This window comes from Faucicola sp. SE7633 (assembly GCF_059264685.1).
Genome location: NZ_JCADBW010000010.1, coordinates 1 through 15,459, shown reverse-complemented (window position 1 = coordinate 15,459; position 15,459 = coordinate 1). Strand labels below are relative to the sequence as shown.

General features: G+C 49.8%; 16 protein-coding genes and 1 other RNA gene. 6 read left to right on the top strand and 11 right to left on the bottom strand.

From position 1 onward, the window contains the following. Nucleotides 1–197: 197 nt before the first annotated feature. Nucleotides 198–556: a transfer-messenger RNA gene (gene ssrA / locus AC5L4R_RS05380) on the top strand. 544 nt (nucleotides 557–1,100) lie between these two features. Further along, nucleotides 1,101–1,433, top strand: a complete 333-nt coding sequence (locus tag AC5L4R_RS05375; protein ID WP_494473035.1) for a septal ring lytic transglycosylase RlpA family protein — start codon at nucleotides 1,101–1,103, stop codon at nucleotides 1,431–1,433. A gap of 80 nt (nucleotides 1,434–1,513) precedes the next feature. Here the strand turns inward: AC5L4R_RS05375 and AC5L4R_RS05370 are convergent, their stop codons facing one another. The 7 genes from AC5L4R_RS05370 to rpe all read right to left on the bottom strand — a co-directional run bounded on the left by AC5L4R_RS05370 (nucleotide 1,514) and on the right by rpe (nucleotide 6,396). Then, entirely contained in the window at nucleotides 1,514–2,692 is a 1,179-nt protein-coding gene (locus tag AC5L4R_RS05370; protein WP_494473034.1) for a DEAD/DEAH box helicase, read from the bottom strand. Nucleotides 2,693–2,926: 234 nt separating this feature from the next. Continuing rightward, on the bottom strand, nucleotides 2,927–3,139 hold the full coding sequence (locus AC5L4R_RS05365) for a cold shock domain-containing protein (protein ID WP_067057832.1): 213 nt from the start codon (nucleotides 3,137–3,139) through the stop codon (nucleotides 2,927–2,929). A 233-nt stretch (nucleotides 3,140–3,372) separates the two neighbouring features. Beyond that, entirely contained in the window at nucleotides 3,373–4,104 is a 732-nt protein-coding gene (locus tag AC5L4R_RS05360; protein ID WP_494473033.1) for a 4'-phosphopantetheinyl transferase family protein, read from the bottom strand. Nucleotides 4,105–4,231: 127 nt separating this feature from the next. Next, nucleotides 4,232–4,768 carry a peptidoglycan-associated lipoprotein Pal gene (gene pal / locus AC5L4R_RS05355; RefSeq protein WP_494473032.1) on the bottom strand — a complete coding sequence of 179 codons (537 nt, stop codon included), beginning with the start codon at nucleotides 4,766–4,768 and terminating at the stop codon, nucleotides 4,232–4,234. A gap of 187 nt (nucleotides 4,769–4,955) precedes the next feature. Then, the gene (locus AC5L4R_RS05350) at nucleotides 4,956–5,264 is read right to left on the bottom strand and encodes a hypothetical protein (RefSeq protein ID WP_494473031.1); all 309 of its coding nucleotides are present in this window, start codon (nucleotides 5,262–5,264) and stop codon (nucleotides 4,956–4,958) included. An 18-nt stretch (nucleotides 5,265–5,282) separates the two neighbouring features. After that, nucleotides 5,283–5,621: a hypothetical protein gene (locus AC5L4R_RS05345; RefSeq protein WP_494473030.1), complete on the bottom strand. Its 339-nt coding sequence runs from the start codon at nucleotides 5,619–5,621 to the stop codon at nucleotides 5,283–5,285. Nucleotides 5,622–5,670: 49 nt separating this feature from the next. Beyond that, on the bottom strand, nucleotides 5,671–6,396 hold the full coding sequence (gene rpe, locus AC5L4R_RS05340) for a ribulose-phosphate 3-epimerase (protein WP_494473029.1): 726 nt from the start codon (nucleotides 6,394–6,396) through the stop codon (nucleotides 5,671–5,673). A gap of 636 nt (nucleotides 6,397–7,032) precedes the next feature. Between rpe and asd the strand changes: the two genes are divergently transcribed. From asd to AC5L4R_RS05320, 4 genes are all read left to right on the top strand, one after another. Next, complete coding sequence (gene asd, locus AC5L4R_RS05335) at nucleotides 7,033–8,166, top strand: aspartate-semialdehyde dehydrogenase (protein ID WP_494473091.1); 1,134 nt, start codon at nucleotides 7,033–7,035, stop codon at nucleotides 8,164–8,166. A 334-nt stretch (nucleotides 8,167–8,500) separates the two neighbouring features. Then, nucleotides 8,501–9,985: a type IV pilus assembly protein FimV gene (locus AC5L4R_RS05330; RefSeq protein WP_494473028.1), complete on the top strand. Its 1,485-nt coding sequence runs from the start codon at nucleotides 8,501–8,503 to the stop codon at nucleotides 9,983–9,985. 64 nt (nucleotides 9,986–10,049) lie between these two features. Continuing rightward, nucleotides 10,050–11,819 (top strand): hypothetical protein, encoded by a 1,770-nt coding sequence (locus AC5L4R_RS05325; RefSeq protein ID WP_494473027.1) that lies wholly within the window; start codon nucleotides 10,050–10,052, stop codon nucleotides 11,817–11,819. Between the two features lie 98 nt (nucleotides 11,820–11,917). Beyond that, entirely contained in the window at nucleotides 11,918–12,520 is a 603-nt protein-coding gene (locus AC5L4R_RS05320) for a hypothetical protein (RefSeq protein WP_494473026.1), read from the top strand. 20 nt (nucleotides 12,521–12,540) lie between these two features. On the opposite strand, the gene AC5L4R_RS05315 is transcribed toward AC5L4R_RS05320, so the two are convergent. The 4 genes from AC5L4R_RS05315 to AC5L4R_RS05300 form a co-directional block, all read right to left on the bottom strand. After that, complete coding sequence (locus AC5L4R_RS05315; protein ID WP_494473025.1) at nucleotides 12,541–13,074, bottom strand: gamma carbonic anhydrase family protein; 534 nt, start codon at nucleotides 13,072–13,074, stop codon at nucleotides 12,541–12,543. An 89-nt stretch (nucleotides 13,075–13,163) separates the two neighbouring features. Beyond that, nucleotides 13,164–14,259, bottom strand: a protein-coding gene (gene prfB / locus AC5L4R_RS05310; RefSeq protein ID WP_494473024.1) for a peptide chain release factor 2 whose coding sequence is annotated in 2 segments (ribosomal slippage) — nucleotides 13,164–14,186 and nucleotides 14,188–14,259 — 1,095 coding nt in all. Because the reading frame shifts where the segments join, the coding sequence is not laid out codon by codon here. 81 nt (nucleotides 14,260–14,340) lie between these two features. Then, entirely contained in the window at nucleotides 14,341–15,051 is a 711-nt protein-coding gene (locus AC5L4R_RS05305; protein WP_494473023.1) for an HAD family hydrolase, read from the bottom strand. A 211-nt stretch (nucleotides 15,052–15,262) separates the two neighbouring features. Beyond that, nucleotides 15,263–15,459, bottom strand: a 197-nt coding sequence (locus AC5L4R_RS05300; RefSeq protein WP_494478033.1) for a transposase, incomplete at its 5' end; no start/stop codon positions are given.

Sequence of the window (15,459 nt, the reverse complement as noted above, 5' to 3'; positions counted from 1 at the left end):
ACCTCTTATATAAAACGTTAAAAAACAAGGCGACAAATCAATTGGTAAAATTAATTTACTGTAGCACACAAATAAGACAGTTTTATTTAAGCGTGGTTTGTTTGCTAGGGTGCAGCATTGGCGATCAGGCTGAACAAAAATTTTGCCCACCCCCTTGCAAAAGCACGCACAAAACCCATATAATGAACAATCTAATTGGGGATGTTCTGGCTTCGACGCTGGTAATGAAACTCAATGAGGCATGTCGAGAGAGTATGTCCTCTCGTAAATCAAATATACATTAAACTAGTCGCAAACGACGAAACTTACGCTCTAGCAGCCTAAGGGCTGTTTGGGTCGCCACTGATTGTCTTTGATCAGGTTGGTCACCCCGAAGCGAACGCACAAAGAATCGGTCAATACGTTGTCTTGCCGTATTGGCTTAAATCCTAAAGAATCGCCCTTGCTATCCTGACTGTCGGTTCAGTAAGGGTTAAAGCCATAGACAGAATCTAAACATGTAGATTCATGAGCGTAGTGCTGGCGGACGCGGGTTCAACTCCCGCCATCTCCACCAAATTTCTAAAAACCAATAGCCTAGCGGTTATTGGTTTTTTTATTGTTTGTGCGCTAAGTTTTTGCTTTTAATCAAAAAACAGCAAGATTTTATAGGCTTTTATTTTATATTTATTAATGAAAATCATTGATTTCTAAATTCTTATTTATAGATACCAAAAAACTACGAAAAAATATCAAAAATAATACTTTATTGTCATAATAATGTCATATAGCAATGAAAAGCAGGTTAAACCACCACGGTATTTACCAAACCTAATTTGTTTAGCAACTATTATAAAATTATAATTCACGTTCCTAAAGTTAAATTAATCAATCCCCGATTGGCGTTTATTATGTGGTTTTGGGTTAGGCATGTTGCCATAACCTACTACGAACCTACTACGCCAAACAACCAGTTAAACCGAACAAGTCAGCGACTGTGAGATTTTTTTCACAGGTACCGCTATCGGACTTGGGTAGCGTGAGCTTTAGGTTGAGTGCTATTTAAGCAGTGATGTATGGCTGCTTGACACGCGAGGTTTAAACGACAAAAGGAACGTTTGATGAAATATCTTTTGGCAAGTCTACTGCTTGTGACAACTGCCAGCCAAGCCAGCGTGGTATCATGGTACGGCAAACAGTTTCACGGCAAAAAGACCGCGTCAGGTGAAGTTTTTAACCAAAATGCCCTAACAGCAGCAAGCAATTCGCACAAAATGGGCAGCAAGTTAAAAGTCACCAATCGGGCAAACGGTAAAAGCGTCATCGTGCGGGTAACCGATACAGGCGGCTTTGGTAAGTATGGACGCGCACTGGATTTATCGCGCGGGGCGTTTAGCAAAATTGCAGACTTATCTGCTGGTATTGCACACGTCGATATCCAAGCTTTGGACTAATCTTGTATTGGTCAGGCGTTTGCCAAAAAGGGACAGCAACAAGCTGTCTCTTTTTTATTGGGGACGGTAAAGCCGACCGCCTAGCTCTGATTGACCGCAAAATCAGCCGCTTGCCATTGCGTGGTATGCACCGCTTGGTCAAGATGGCTTTGCAGCGCAGGCAGATTAAAACCATCCGACTCGCTAACAAAACTGATGCTCAACCCTTGATTGCCTGCCCGACCTGTGCGCCCAATGCGATGCACGTAGTCATCGGGATTATCGGGCAAGGTATAATTGACCACACACGCCACGTCATCGACATGAATACCACGCCCTGCCACATCGGTGGCGACCAAAATATCTGCCTTGCCGTCACGAAACTGACCAAGATAGCGTTCGCGTTTGTTTTGCGCGATATCCCCCGATAACATCACCACCGAATGCTGCCCATGGATACGATTGTACAAGGTGCGCACTTGGTCTTTACGATTGGCAAAGATAATCACTTTTTGCCCATGGTAATGTTGCAAAATGGTTTTGAGCGCGTCGAGCTTGTCTTTATCAAGCAAGGTATAAAAACGCTGCTCAACGTTGGCGTTGGTTTTTTGCTCAGGCGCAATCTCAACAAACATCGGACGATACAACCAGCGATACGCCAAATTCATGACATCTTGGTTAAACGTCGCTGAAAATAACAGCGTCTGCCGATGGGTGTTGGGCGGCATCATGCGAATCAAACGCTTGATATCGGGAATAAAACCCATATCCAGCATACGGTCGGCTTCATCAAGCACCAACAGTTCAAGGCGATCAAGAAATACCGCATGTTGGTGGCACATATCAATCAACCGCCCCGGTGTGGCGATGATGATATCGACAAATTGGCTGTGCAGTTGCTTGAGCTGTTTGTCGTAATCAATGCCGCCAAGCAAGCACACGGTATGTAAGTCGGTGAATTGGGTCAGCTGTTGGCAATCTTGGTAAATCTGCTGGGCAAGCTCTCGCGTTGGTGCTAAAATCAGCGCGCGCGGTTCACCCAAATAACGCTGACCGTCTTTTTTTGCGACAAGTGGGTTTGTGAGTAGTTCTTGAATGACAGTCAGTAAAAACGTTGCTGTTTTACCTGTACCGGTTTGTGCTTGTCCGATCGCGTCTTGTCCTGCCAGTGTATAAGGCAAAATCTGCGCTTGGATGGGGGTTAAACGCTCATAGCCTAAACGCTCAATGGCTTTGAGCAAGGCGGGCACCAATGGCAACTCACGAAAAAATTGGAACACAATGACCTTAATTGACAACAAATCAAAGTAGGCTTGATTAGCTGGGCGTTTTGTATACCGCCAACCTTCGCGCTATGATTTTTAAATTTATTACTAGGCGGACTAAAATCGTCCAATCGCGTTCTACTAATGATTACAAACGCATGGACAAGGGCATTGTCACTTGACACTACCCTATTGTTATACTTATATTTTATATCATGAATTTACTGTTAGTAGTAAATTTCAATCTATTTAGTCAATTTTGGTGACTTCTTCGGCTTGTAGGCCTTTTTGGCCTTCCACCACGGTGAATTCTACTTTTTGACCATCTTGCAATGAACGGTAGCCATCACCTTGGATTGCGCGGAAATGAACAAAAATGTCCTCACCGCTGCTACGTTGGATAAAACCAAAGCCTTTCGAGTCGTTAAACCACTTTACCACGCCTTGTTCACGAACTGACATAATAATTTCCTCAAATTACTGCTAATTAGATAGCTCACGTTGTTAAGGCATGATGTTGAACAAGCCGCGCCTTGTTCAGTGAGTCTGCGCAGGTCGTGTCAAACCATCTTGCCAGTGAGCATTATCTAAATCTACTCTTCTACAATGTCCGCGCGTGCTACCTCAACGATACGGCATAAGATATACAACGTTGGCGTTGCATTGTAGTCTGCAAGCATAATAGCATGGCTTTTTTACAAAACAAAGAAATTTTGTGTTTTTTTAGCAAAATTGTTGCACGAATGCTGACAAACCATAACCGCGCAGTGTTTGGTGGGTAAATAGCCCATCAAACGCGGTGTTGGTGCGGTTTGATACAGACAGTTGATAGCCTGCCCTGCCTGCTCTGTGAGCAGCGCGCGAAGCTGCTTGGGCGCAATATCATCCAATATATTGTGCGCTATGCCAGCCAATAAACGGCTATCACGGGCTTGGCGTTGTTTGAGCGTACACTCTTTTAGACACCACAGTAGCTGCCGTGCTTGGCGTTGTTGGCGATTGGTCAAGGTTGCCAGCCAGTCATTTTCGGCATGGCTAAAAAACCGCCGTGCCACCGCTGCCGAGATTGGCTTGTCTTCAATGTCCACAGCTAGCTTAGCAAACGGCGCAACCAAAACAGCGATATGCGCGCTACTGTGGCTAAAGCTGACAAAATATGGTGTTGCGTGCGCATTGTGCTGGCTGGCTAACAAACGATAGGGCAAACCAGCATCGGATAATTTGCCCTGTAAGCCAATTTTGGCTTGTAATTTTATCAATAATGCACGACAGGCCGCACTGCCAACGTTAATGGCTGCCTGCGTCGGCCTATTGGCGACATCATGGCTGGCTAAGCGGTAATTAGCCACACGGTCAATTGCCAAGTAAGCACAAACGCTGGTCGATTGGCTTGCCTCAGGCGTGATATCGAACGCCCACCACTGCATGTCTTTAGCCCAGCCTGTCCTGTTTTGCGCCTAAATGTTCCCATCGATTAACCGACGGCCACGCCCTGCTAAGTGGCGGCACAGACGACGCTGAACCAATGACTTAGCAAGCGGCGTTATCATCGGCTTAGTAAGACAACACCGCGCGACGGTTTTTAGCCCAGGCCGCTTCGTCATGCCCTGGATCAGCAGGTTGTTCTTCACCATAGCTTACCGCTTCGGTACGGTCGGCAGAAATACCTTGGCTGGTCAGGTAGTTTTGCGCGGCACGGGCACGACGCTCACCCAACGCCATGTTGTACTCACGGCTGCCGCGTTCATCGGTATGCCCTGCAATCACGACACGCGCGCTTGGGTTGGCTTGCAAAAACTGGGCTTGCTGCGACAATACCGCTTGTCCTTGAGCGTCGATCTCACTGCTATCAAAGCCAAAATACACCACATCGCCCATGCCATTGGCATTGGCTGCATCGACCACCGCTGGGCTGTTATTGACCAACGCGCCGCCATCGTAGTACGCGCTGCCATTGACACCTGTGACCCCCATGGGGGCAACCACGACTTCTGAGGTGGGTTTTTTGGCAGAGCAGCCAGTTAAAGTAGCGGCAAGGCTGACGCAAGCAATCGCAGACAAGCGCAAAGCACGGGGAGATAAAAGTTGCATGGCAGTTTCCTTTGACATCGGTAGGCATTCAATAGGGCGCGTTGGGGTCTAATGCCCTCACACCCGCTGCATTGAACGCTAAAATAATACACCACAGTTTTGCTATAGAGTAATAGAAATGCTAGGCTTTTGTAAACAGGCTTTAGGCAATTTTTTCGCGCGTTTGTCAGTAATTTTGTCCCGTCATCTAACGCCAATAGCGCAAGCGATTGAGCACAAATAAAAACGCGACAAACATACCCAAATAATACGCCAATTTAAGCTCAAACGTCGGGTCACGCAGTTTAAACGGCAAGGCCACCACTGTCACACCAGTGGGTATCCATAGCAGCATAAACGCCCAATAATCCAAAACATCAAGCCAGCCTTGCACGTTATTGCCATGGCGCAGCTGCGATAAACCCAACAACACACAACCACCCATCAATAAATTAATCAGCGATTTGGGCAAATTGGCAGGATAAATTGAATACTGATTTAAGCTAGATTTGGTCATTTTGTAGGGATTAAAGGGTTAAGAGTATGCCGACATCAGCCACAACATAGCAACGCAGCTAAAAAGCAGCCCAAGCGTCATGGCATTGCGCATTTGAATAGGCGCGCGTCCGCTCAAGCGATTCATCACCCACGCGCCTGCCATAAAACCGACTGGCAGTAGCACGCAAAACTCTAACAAGGTCAAAATCATCGGCCGCCACAACACAGCAAACGGCTCACCCAATGCCAAACGAAAGCCGTAACCTGCCAGCGCCAACACAACAGCAAATACCGCCAAGCCATACGTCACACCAAGCGGCACAAGCGATGGTTTGGGGTGGTTGGTATCGGTTTTGACAAGTGATGGTGAGGTCATGGTTTGAGCCGCGCAAATTGGTATGAATACTGAAAATCTGTTGTTGGGCTTACACCTGTTTGGCACGGACAAGCGCCAATTGAGCGCGCATGGCGGCGATGGCGGCTTGATAATCCGCTTGCCCAAAAATCGCTGAGCCTGCAACAAACATATCCGCGCCTGCTTCTGCCACCGCGCGGATATTGCCAGCTTTGATGCCGCCATCCACCTCAAGCCGAATATGACACCCCGAGGCATCAATACGCGCCCGCACGGCACGGATTTTATCCAGCGTACTGGCAATAAACGCCTGTCCGCCAAAACCCGGATTGACGCTCATCAGCAAAATTTGGTCGATTTTATCAAGCGTGTAATCCAAATAATGCAGCGGCGTGGCAGGATTAAACACCAAGCCGCATTGCGCGCCGCCGTCTTTGATAAGCTGTAATGAGCGGTCAATGTGCTGACTGGCTTCGGGATGAAACGTAATCACGCTTGCCCCTGCCGCCAAAAACTGCTCAATCATGCCATCCACGGGGCTGACCATCAGATGCACATCAATCGGCGCTGTGATGCCATAGTCACGCAGCGCCTGACAAATCATGCTGCCAAAGGTCAAGTTTGGCACATAGTGATTGTCCATGACATCAAAATGCACAACATCCGCGCCTGCCGCCACCACGGCTTCGACCTCTTGCCCAAGCCGAGCAAAATCCGCTGACAAAATCGACGGCGCGATGAGATATGGGCTGGTGTTGTCGGGGTGGTTAAAGGCGGTATGGGTTGCGGCGGTCATGGCGTATCTACTATGATTGTTTGGGTAATTTGATTGATTGGGTCATTTGTGGTTGCCCGATATATTAAGCCTAAACTTTTATAAGCTGTCTGGGTCTAAGCTATCGTAAGCGACTTGGGCCGTGCTTGGGGTATTTTAGCAGGTTAAACGATAGTTTAAAAATAAAAAAAACCCAAACTTGTGGGCAGCAAGTTTGGGCGATCGGGCATATGGGTTGTAGTTATCGCTATCCTAGCTTCGGCTTCCCTACCGAACCAACACCGCTGCGTTTCATCCTGAATCGAGCGTTTTTCCCTGTGTTGTGCGCTCAGTATAGCTTACGGGGCATAGGCTGACTATTCGCCAAAAGCCGAACTTGTTGTAGGTTTTGGCTTACATGCATTGGATTTTGTCAGTCAAAACGGCAGCGCAAAACCGCAGGCGATTTTTTTGGCAAAAAATTGGGCAAATTTTGCTTGCAATATCTGGCAAAAACGGGCATGGTAGCAGGTCATTTAAAATTTACCACGTTGTTGGCTTGATGGGTTTTTGAGGTGTTAAGTTTTAAGCGTCAAGTTTTGCCTATCAGGGCTAGCCATGGCGTGGTATTGGCATGATTGTAACGCGCAGCATTTGGAAAACGTAAAGGGGGAGATGATGGCGCAATTACGGGTAGGTTTTGTGGGCTGGCGCGGCATGGTCGGCTCGGTGTTGATGCAGCGCATGGTTGAAGAAGGCGATTTTGATGGCATTGCGCCCGTGTTTTTTTCAACCAGTAATGCAGGTGGCGATGCGCCTGACTTTGGTGTCATTAACAAGGCAGGTAAGTTGCAAGATGCGCACGATTTGGCAGCGTTGGCAGATTGTGATGTCATCGTCACTTGCCAAGGCGGTGACTATACCAAAGCCGTGCATGAACCGTTACGCGCACGCGGTTGGACAGGCTACTGGATTGACGCGGCAAGTACGCTGCGTATGCAAGCAGACAGCGTGATTGTGCTTGACCCCGTCAATCGCGGGGTGATCGACGCGGCATTGGCGGCAGGGCAAAAGGACTTTATCGGCGGTAACTGCACGGTGTCATTGATGCTGATGGCGATTGGCGAGTTATTCCGCCAAGATTGGGTCGAGTGGGTGTCTGCGATGACCTACCAAGCGGCCAGTGGCGGCGGTGCTAACCACATGCGTGAGCTGATTCGTGGGATGGGCTTTTTGCACCAAGGCGTGGCGGACAAATTAAATGATCCTGCGGCGGCGATTTTGGACATTGACCGTCAAATTGCAACGCTACAACGCAGCGCGGATTATGATGTGACCCACTTTGGTGCGCCCTTGGCAGGTAGCTTGATTCCTTATATCGACAGCCAACTTGACAACGGGCAATCGCGTGAAGAATGGAAAGGCATGGTCGAAACCAACAAGATTTTGGGCCGCCAAGATAGCGCGGTCGTGCCGATTGATGGCGTGTGCGTGCGTATCGGTGCGATGCGTTGCCACTCACAAGGCTTGACGATCAAACTAAAACACGATGTCAGCCTCAATCACATCGAGCAGGCGCTCAAAGATAGCAACAACCCGTGGTTGGATGTGGTTGAGAACACCAAAGCCGCCTCAATGCAGCGTTTAACGCCTGTTGCGGTGACAGGTACGCTGACGGTGGCGCTGGGGCGTTTGCGTAAAATGCAGCTGGGCGAGCAGTATTTGGCGGCGTTCACAGTTGGCGATCAGCTGCTGTGGGGCGCGGCAGAGCCATTGCGTCGTATGCTGGCAATCATTCGTGGGCAGCTATAAGGCTTGACTGCGCCGCTGAGGATTTGGGCAGCGCGGTATCACGAGCGGTAAGGCATGGCTTTACCGCTCGTTGCTTATTTTAGGCACATTAAAACAATGCCACTGGTATTTTATGAGCAATTTTGTTATAACATATTGCAGAATTCTACCTACCAAAACCGTTTGATATTTTAATAATTAAAATTTAATATGGTGATTTGGTGGTTGATATATTTTAAAATATTTTGCCATTAATCGTTTGATATGACGGCAAACAGAGGATGGTATGCACAGGTTTGCGCAGTTTCGACCGCACTTTTCATATGGGTTATTGTGCACATTGATGGTGCTGCCCATGACCAGTTTTGCCCTTGAAGTGGGCGACACCTATGTGGAGTCAGGGCAAAATCAACCGCTTAGCGCGCGGATTAATGTGTCCGATATCGACCCTGCCACATTTAGCGTGAATTTAGCCAACCCACAAGCCTACCGCCAGCTGGGACTCAATAAAGACAGCGATATGGCAATTCGCTTTGAACCAACCAGTAGCAATGGCGGTGTGATTGTATTGACCACACGCCAACCGATTGCCGCGCCGTTTACCGATGTACTTTTGACCATCAATAACGCAGGCCAAACGCGGCTTTTGCCCAAAACACTGCTGCTCCCAATAGACAATAAACAGCGCGTCACCCCACAGTCAGCGGCAAAGCTGATTGAGCCAACCCCAACCACGGTGGTGGTGGGCAACACCAACGCGGTGCAGCTGCCTGTGAGCAATGAGCCATTATTGGTTAAGCAAGCACCGCCGCCGCCTTTGCGCGTTGCTGACGCACCTATGACGCTGCCAAATACCGCCGCGACAGTGCAAAATAACACCGCGCCAAACTTGCCGCAAACGCTCGCCCCAGAGGTGGCAAAAAACGCATTGCCACCTATTGATGCCGCGCCTATCACGATGGCAGACACACCCACCACAAGTGCAACAAGCGCGGATAGCCTCAATGCACAAGCCAACACACCTGTTTGGCAAGTACCGTCAAAACCTGCCAACACTGAGACGACGCCACAGGCTATCGCCAGCCAAATGCAACAACCTGCCCGCAATTTGTCAAGTCCACAGGCAACGCCCAACTTGAGTGCGCGCACCCCTGCCGCTGACGATGACACGACCACTTATGTCGTTGATCGCAATGACAACTTATGGACGATTGCCAGCGACTTAGCCAAACAAGGCGATGCCGATATTCAAACCATCATGCAAAGCATTGTTGAGGCCAATCCGCAAGCCTTTGCCAACGATGACCCAAGCCAATTATACGCCAATGCAACGCTGAGCATTCCAGCCACGTTTGCCACACGCCCATCTAAGCGCAGCGTTAAAGCCGCTGAGCAAGCACGAAACAACGCTAAAACCACTCATAGCGCGTCGCGTAAAAATAAAACGCATTCAACCCAAGCATCCAACCTACGCACCGCGCGCCAAGCCAACGACCAAGCAAAGCCCAGCGCGCGGCAGCGACGCATGGCCCGCGCCACCGAGCGCCAAACCCAAGTTGCTCAGCGCCGCGCCACCAAGCGTCGCACTGAAATGACGATCATCACACCCAGCCAAACCAACGGTGCGGCACAAGGTGGACTTAGCCAAACAGGTGACGGCAATGTGAGTGATGCGCTGCTAAGCAAGGTTCAATCCAAACGCCAGCGCACCGCCCAACAAGCGCGCGCGGCAGGGCTGCTTAACCAAAATCTGATGCGTGCCGAGAACCGCTTGCAAATCCAAAACGCACGACTAGCCCAGCTTGAGCAGCGCCTTAAACAGCTAAATCAAGCCAACTGACACCGACTTAAACAAGTATTTGATAAAGAAGTCATTAAGATAACTCAATCAAGGAGAATCCACCATGACCCCAATGATGATGGGCATTATCGCCGCCGTGGTGATTGTAATAATCGTAGCCGTCGTGCTTATGCGCAAAAAATCGGGCGGTGATGGTGGCATGACAACCAACAGCAACCGCCCCAAAACCCTCGCTGAGCAACAACAAGAGCTGCAAGCGCGCGCCAATACAGCCAACCAAGCGCCAGCGACCGTGCCAAGCAGCCAGCCAACCCAGCCCAGCGAGGATGTGCTAAAAACCGCCCAGAACCTATTTGACCAACGCGATTATGAGCGTGCCGAACAGGTGCTAAAACCTGCCATGGCGCGTGAACCCAATCGCAGCGATTTGGCACTGCTGCTGCTCAACACCTACGCCGTTAGTAAAAATTATGATGCGTTCAATGCCCTGTACCCAACGCTGCAAGGTTTCAATGATAGCCAAGTACAGACGCAAGCAGCTAACCTAAAATCACTGGTTGATGAAGAGCTGGCATTTAATGCCGCGCCTCCGACCAGCGCAGTGCCGAGTGTTACCGCAAGCCCAACGGTGGCAGAGCCTGCTCCAACCACCAGCAACGTCAGCGATGACAGCCTAGATTTTGATTTTTCTTTGGATGACGAGCCCACCATCAGCGCGTCACAGCCTGCCACAAGTACGCCTACGCCAGCAGCAGCACCGACAGCCGCGCTTGATGACTTTGATTTTGATTTAGCGCTTGACTCACTAAGCCCAGCCTCAACCGCGCCAACCGACGCTCCAGTCAGTACCAAGCCTGACGAAAATGTCCTATCCAGCGCGGATACCGAACTGGTCTTGCCCGCAGACACTGCGCATACGCGCACGCCTGACCAAACGCTTGGCGACGAGCTAACAGCGGATGACAGCTTGTGGCAAATCGACCAACAAGCGGCAGCAACGGATGCGCCAGCGGTACAAACCACCTCTACCCAAGACAAGGTGCTAAGCGCGGCCGATACCGAGCTTGATTTGTCTGATGTTGATGATTTCACACTTGATGCACCCGTAACGGCTGCCGAGCCATCAACAGATGTCCACACGCCTGTCACAACCAACGCCGCTACCGCTGCGGCTGATTTTGATGATTTCACGCTTGACACGCCAGCTCAGCAAGACACCAATCTGGCAGCAACCACGCCTGCACTTAACACCAGCACGCCCGTGGTCAATGCCCCACCTGTGGATGATATTGCGCAGTTTGACGAAATTGATTTGACGTTTGATGAGCCAACCGCCGCGCAAGCCACGCCCACACTTGCAACCGATACCCCAAAAATTGAAACGAACGAGTTTGATTTTTCGGATTTGGCACTCGATGTCCCGAATGCCATCGAATCGCCTGCACAAACGCAAACGTTGGCAACACTTGATGACACAGCGACTGACTGGACGGATTTTGAGCTAGATTTTGAACAAAGCGATCAAGACAAACCCCAAACCAGCGCGCCTACCAGTGCTGATACCCACGAAACTGCTGAAACTCCCGAACTCCCTACCGTCAGCAGCAGTGAGGTGTACGCGCCTAGCGCCACACAGCCCACCGTCGCTGAGCCTACTGTCACCACGGCGGATGACGCGCTAAGCCCGGCTTTGAGCGATGCGCTTGCCCATGTTGAACAAATGGATCGCACCGCCCTCACGCTTGCGCTTGCCGAGCAGTACCTTGAGCTTGGCGAATATGACAGCGCCAAACGCCTGCTCAATGAGATTGCACCGCATGTCAGTGGCGACGCTAAGGCCAAAATCCATGCCCTGTTGGATAAAATGTATTGATTTGGCAAATTTAGCGTGTTTTTTTTAAAAAGGACGGTTTGGGCTGTCCTTTTTTTATATTTTATCGTTACAAGCTTTATCATGATAAGGAAAACATCATGCCCGATAAGCTCTCCCCCCACGCAATCACCCAGCCTGCCGAGCCTGTACCCGATGATGCGTTTGGCAATGTTGGCGATACGCATGACTTGGCTAAACCACTACAATCGTCGGTTGCGCCATCGGATGATTATTTTTCGGCAGTGCGTACCACGAACTTGCCGCCTATGGCAGAGAATCAGCGTTTTACCGCGCCGATGGCCTCACCGCTAGCGCACGCTGAGCCGCCATCAACCGCCGCCGCGCCCGTGACAGATGATGCACCTGTCAGCTTTGGCAGTCGGCTACTGACCGCAGGGCTAGTGACGCTATTATATGCCCTCATTGGTTTGTTGATTGACGTGGGTATCAATGTGGTGCAATCACTGTCAGGCATTGGCACAGGCAAAACCGATTGGCTGTTTTTGCCGATATTGGCGGTGCTAGGCGCGGTGTTTGGGCTGTTATTTGGCAATAAAGCATTGGATATCGTGTTTGCGCCATTTCGCAGACGTGACGATGCTACCGCAGAAGACTTATTCACCGCAGGCATTTTGCGCGCGATTGGTATTGCGTTGGCGATCGGCGCGTTTGGTTGGCTGGTGATGATGATGTTGATGTAACTGCGCGTGTAGCCGTCGTTTTATCGCATGTGCACAGGGGTTAAACCTGTTTTAAACGCTTGGGCTTTGATGACATATTGGGCGGCGGATTGCGCAAGCATGGCAATTTGTGCGTCGCTTAGAGTTTTAATCACTTTGGCAGGGCTGCCCACGGCAAGCGAGTTGTCAGGAATGTGCGTGCCTTCGGTGACCAGTGCATTTGCGCCAATGATACAATTTTTGCCGATCACAGCATGATTGAGCACAATCGCGCCAATCCCTATCAAGCTGTTGTCGCCAATGCAGCAGCCATGCAACATGGCTAAATGCCCAATCGTCACACCCTCGCCGATTTCAACGCCAATGCCTGCATCGGTGTGAATGACACAATTTTCTTGCACGTTGCTACGCGCACCCAAATAAATTGGGCTATTATCGCCACGAATAACCGCACCAAACCACACACTGACTGCGTCGCCCAGATGCACATCACCGATGATTTGGGCAGAGTCGGCAATCCAGCCAGTAAATGGTGATGGGTAGGTGGGCTGTTTGCCGTTGTATTGATAGAGCATGGTTCAATTCTCGTGTATTTTTTTAAATATTTTTAATTTTTTTAAAACTTTTATTTAAAAAAGGGCGTTTGCTGCGCCCTTTTTTAGCATTATAAACCCGCTTTTAAACTCGCTTCGATAAACTTATCTAGATCGCCATCTAGCACCGCTTGTGTGTTTGATGTTTCCACACCCGTACGCAAATCCTTAATGCGCGAATCATCAAGGACGTAGGATCGAATTTGACTGCCCCAGCCGATGTCAGACTTGCTGTCTTCTAGTGCCTGCTGTTTTTCCATGCGTAGTTGCATTTCGCGTTCATATAGCTTGGCGCGTAGCATTTTCATCGCGGTTTCGCGGTTGGAGATTTGGCTGCGTTCGCTTTGGCACGCCACCACGATGCCTGTTGGCTGGTGGGTGATACGTACGGCAGAATCCGTGGTATTGACGTGCTGTCCGCCTGCACCGCTTGAGCGGTAGGTGTCAATGCGCAAATCGGCTGGGTTGATGTCGATTTCAATATTGTCATCGATTTCAGGCGATACAAACACGGCAGAAAACGACGTGTGACGGCCGTTGTTGCTGTCAAACGGTGATTTGCGCACCAAACGATGTACGCCTGTTTCGGTACGCAGCCAACCAAACGCATGGTCGCCTTTGACATGCAGGGTCGCAGATTTGATGCCCGCCACCGCACCCGAGGACAGCTCAATCAGCTCGGCTTTAAAGCCATGCGCATCACACCAACGCTGATACATGCGTAACAGCATTTCGGCCCAGTCTTGCGCCTCAGTGCCACCAGAGCCCGATTGGATGTCTAAATAGCAGTCGTTGGCATCCATCTCACCGCTAAACATGCGCTTAAACTCTAAATCCGCAACTTGCTCATCGGCGGCATCGAGTTCGGCTTGCACATCATCCAACAAACTGGCATCGTCAGCTTCTACCGCCAAGTCCAACATCGCGCGCGCGTCGCTGAGTTTGTCGTTTAGCGTGTCTATCACGCCAATCACGCCATCAAGCTGGGCTTTTTCTTTGCTGATTTTGGTTGCGCGCTCGGGGTCATTCCATAGGTCGGGGTTTTCAAGCTCAAGATTGACTTCTTCTAAACGCTCGATTTTGGCATCGATGTCAAAGATACCCCCGAAGTTGGTCGCCGCGCTCGGCAAGGTCTTTGATACGTTCAAGGTAGGGGTTGATTTCCATGACAGCTCCTTGGGCTAGCGTTGGTTGACTCTAAAAACTTACTATTATACATCAATTTAGCCAATATAGGCTTACATCGTATCAGTCGGCGTTGGCGTTTATCCGCCAATCCTCAATCGCCCATTGGTGCGCCAAGGCGTGTGCGCGCAGGGCATCATCGGGCGATACCGCCACCGCCACATCCGCCCACGTCAGCAGCGGAATGTCATTTTTGGAATCTGAATAGGCATAGGTTTTGCTGTATGTCACGCCTTGCGCCTGTTGTGTTGCCAGCCATTGCTCCAGATAAAACAGCTTGCCGTCCTGAAAGCTTGGTCGCCCTGAAAGCTTGCCCGTATAACGCGCGTTTTCAATGGCAAACGGAGTGGCAATAATTCGCGTTGTATCCTCCAAAAACAACGCCGCCACAGCCTGTACAATAAAATCATTGGTTGCTGAAATGATCAGCACGTCATGCCCTGCGTCGATATGCGCCTGTATGGCGTGTTGGGCTTTGGGGCGCACATGCGGCGCGATGGTGTGTTGCACGTAGTCATCACGCCACGCGTGTAGCGTTGGTATATCGTGTTGCGCCAAAAACCCTGCGACAAATTCGGCATATTCGGTCGCGTCCAGCGTGCCCTCGACGTACTGCTCATAAAAGCGCTGATTGCGCGCGCGAAAATCGGCTTCATCAACCAATCCGTTTTTGACCAAGTATTCGCCCCACAAGTAATCGCTGTCTGCGTCAATCAAAGTATGGTCAAGGTCAAAGACCGCCAGTTCACGTTGGAGCGTCGATTGGGTCGGCATGATAGTTCCTTTATTATGTTAAGCCATAGTAAATATTTGAGACCTTTGCACAAACCAGCGACCGTCTCTCGACACCAATTTCAAACTCAACTAAAAACTGGAATTGGTGTTAAAGAAGTGAAGAAAGTCACCGAATTGGCATAAAAGCCTCCTAAATTGCCGTAAATTAACGTCTATTGGCTAGTTTTACCAACCGATAGACACAATAACCCTAAGCGACCCCATATTTTCGCTTCAAGCCTAGGGCAGTTTTTAAATTATGCACTATGCTTGCAAGCAGAGTACTGGTATGAAATTGCATTAACCCAAGGTGACGAGCCTTATTCATGCCATAATGCAGTTTAAAATGCCCAAATACTCGCTCAACGGTGTTTCTAGTTTGGCTCTTTTGGGTATTGGTATGTTTCT

Coding starts and splice junctions, on each gene's coding strand:
- AC5L4R_RS05325 (WP_494473027.1), top strand. CDS start 10,050: ATGACCCCAATGATGATGGGCATTATCGCCGCCGTGGTGATTGTAATA.
- AC5L4R_RS05375 (WP_494473035.1), top strand. CDS start 1,101: ATGAAATATCTTTTGGCAAGTCTACTGCTTGTGACAACTGCCAGCCAA.
- AC5L4R_RS05305 (WP_494473023.1), bottom strand. CDS start 15,051: ATGCCGACCCAATCGACGCTCCAACGTGAACTGGCGGTCTTTGACCTT.
- asd (WP_494473091.1), top strand. CDS start 7,033: ATGGCGCAATTACGGGTAGGTTTTGTGGGCTGGCGCGGCATGGTCGGC.
- rpe (WP_494473029.1), bottom strand. CDS start 6,396: ATGACCGCCGCAACCCATACCGCCTTTAACCACCCCGACAACACCAGC.
- AC5L4R_RS05330 (WP_494473028.1), top strand. CDS start 8,501: ATGACCAGTTTTGCCCTTGAAGTGGGCGACACCTATGTGGAGTCAGGG.
- AC5L4R_RS05360 (WP_494473033.1), bottom strand. CDS start 4,104: ATGCAGTGGTGGGCGTTCGATATCACGCCTGAGGCAAGCCAATCGACC.
- AC5L4R_RS05345 (WP_494473030.1), bottom strand. CDS start 5,621: ATGACCTCACCATCACTTGTCAAAACCGATACCAACCACCCCAAACCA.
- AC5L4R_RS05320 (WP_494473026.1), top strand. CDS start 11,918: ATGCCCGATAAGCTCTCCCCCCACGCAATCACCCAGCCTGCCGAGCCT.
- AC5L4R_RS05365 (WP_067057832.1), bottom strand. CDS start 3,139: ATGTCAGTTCGTGAACAAGGCGTGGTAAAGTGGTTTAACGACTCGAAA.
- AC5L4R_RS05350 (WP_494473031.1), bottom strand. CDS start 5,264: ATGACCAAATCTAGCTTAAATCAGTATTCAATTTATCCTGCCAATTTG.
- pal (WP_494473032.1), bottom strand. CDS start 4,768: ATGCAACTTTTATCTCCCCGTGCTTTGCGCTTGTCTGCGATTGCTTGC.
- AC5L4R_RS05315 (WP_494473025.1), bottom strand. CDS start 13,074: ATGCTCTATCAATACAACGGCAAACAGCCCACCTACCCATCACCATTT.